General features: G+C 58.0%; 2 protein-coding genes. Both read right to left on the bottom strand.

Annotated features, from left to right (window positions below; all coding sequences use genetic code 11):
- A partial coding sequence (locus AC2VLY_RS16920; protein ID WP_486892605.1) for a Mur ligase family protein occupies nucleotides 1–719 on the bottom strand: 719 nt, incomplete at its 3' end.
- Nucleotides 706–1,608, bottom strand: a 903-nt coding sequence (locus AC2VLY_RS16915) for a penicillin-binding transpeptidase domain-containing protein (protein ID WP_486922694.1), incomplete at its 5' end; no start/stop codon positions are given. The genes AC2VLY_RS16920 and AC2VLY_RS16915, both read right to left, overlap by 14 nt.

Here is a 1,608-nt window from a genome sequence, read left to right as displayed (position 1 = left end):
GGATCATCCTGATTCAGTACGGCCAGCTTCAGGTCGGGGAATTTGAACAAACGGGCTTTGGCTGCGCCGTATTGATCCATGTCGCCATGAAAATCCAGATGATCACGGCTGAGATTGGTAAACACCGCTGCAGTGAATGGTACGGCGGCTACCCGCTCAAGGGCCAGAGCATGCGAGGAGACTTCCAGAGCAATGACTTTGGCACCCTGATCCCGGAGCAGGGCCAGAGTTTCCCAGAGACGAACGGCTTCCGGGGTGGTATTGGCATGGGGAACGAGCGCATCAACCGGCCCGTAGCCCAATGTTCCGATAATCATGGCCGGTTGGGGGGCGAGTTCGGCAATCAGTCGCGTGACGCTACTTTTGCCATTGGTCCCGGTCACGCCGATCAATAGCGGTGTTGCCCCTTCATCCCAGCCATGCCAACGGCGCAAGGCCTGGCCGAGCTTGTCGCGGAGGTCGGGAGTCTGCCAGCAAACAGGGCTATCGCCTTGCGGAATAACGGTCTCGTGCCCGGCTTCCAGTACGGCGGCCACGGCCCCCGCCTTCCAGGCTTCCGCCAGAAACTGATCGGCATCGCCACGATGATTGTGTAATCCTACGTAGAGCATGCCCGGCTGCAAACGGCGGGTATCTGTTTCGATGCCAGTTACAGCCAGTTCCCTGAGGGCGTCAGGTACGGCATTAAATAGCCGGGATAGGGATTCAGTGCGCTGCATCACCAGCTCCTTCTGCCCATTGCTGGGCTTCGGCGGCAGTGCTGTATGGATGTGCGGCAGTATTTCTCAGAAGACTCGGGTCTGGTTGAATGCCCATGTTTTGCAGGGCAGCTGCCATGGTCACCCGAAATACCGGCGCTGCCACGACTCCGCCATATCGCCATCCCCGGGTCGGGGCGCGTACCACGACGGCCATCACCAGGCGCGGGTCCTGGGCAGGTGCAAAGCCTACAAAACTGGTGTTCACCAGGTTTTTATGGAAGCCACCTTTGCCGTTGGCCATGATGGAAGTCCCGGTTTTTCCCGCTACCTGATAACCCGGGATGCTGGCCAGAAAACCGGTGCCGCCTGGACTGGTAACGCCGCTCAGCCATCGGCTCAGTCGTGCGGCAGTGCTTGCAGGCATAATCCGGATCCCGTTTACTGAGCTGGTATCCTGACGGATCAGGGTGGGTGCTACATAAACACCTTGATTGGCAATGGCCGCATAAGCGGCCGCCAGTTGCAGGGGAGTTACCGACAAACCATATCCGTAAGCCATCGCTGCCCGGCGGGCAATATCCCAACCCTGCCAGGCCGGCAGCATTCCCGTACTTTCTCCTGGGAGCCCGAGGCCGCTGCCTTGTCCAAAGCCAGCCTGATGGAGCATTTGATAAAGATCCGCCGGAGGGGTGCGCAAGGATATTTTTGCGGCCCCGATGTTGCTTGAATATTTAAGGACTTGTGCCAGATCCAGATTATTGTGACGGACATCATCCTGGATACAGAAGCGGGCAACTCGAAAACAGTTGGTGTTGACGTTGAAGGTACTGTCGGGCTGGATACTGTTATCGTCCAGTGCCGCTGCAATGGTGAAGGGTTTCATCACGGAACCGGGTTCAAAGGTGTC

The sequence above is a fragment of the Acidithiobacillus sp. TH-A36 genome (assembly GCF_057473445.1).
The sequence above is the reverse complement of the archived record's forward strand: the minus strand, read 5'-3'. Positions and strand labels throughout refer to the sequence as shown.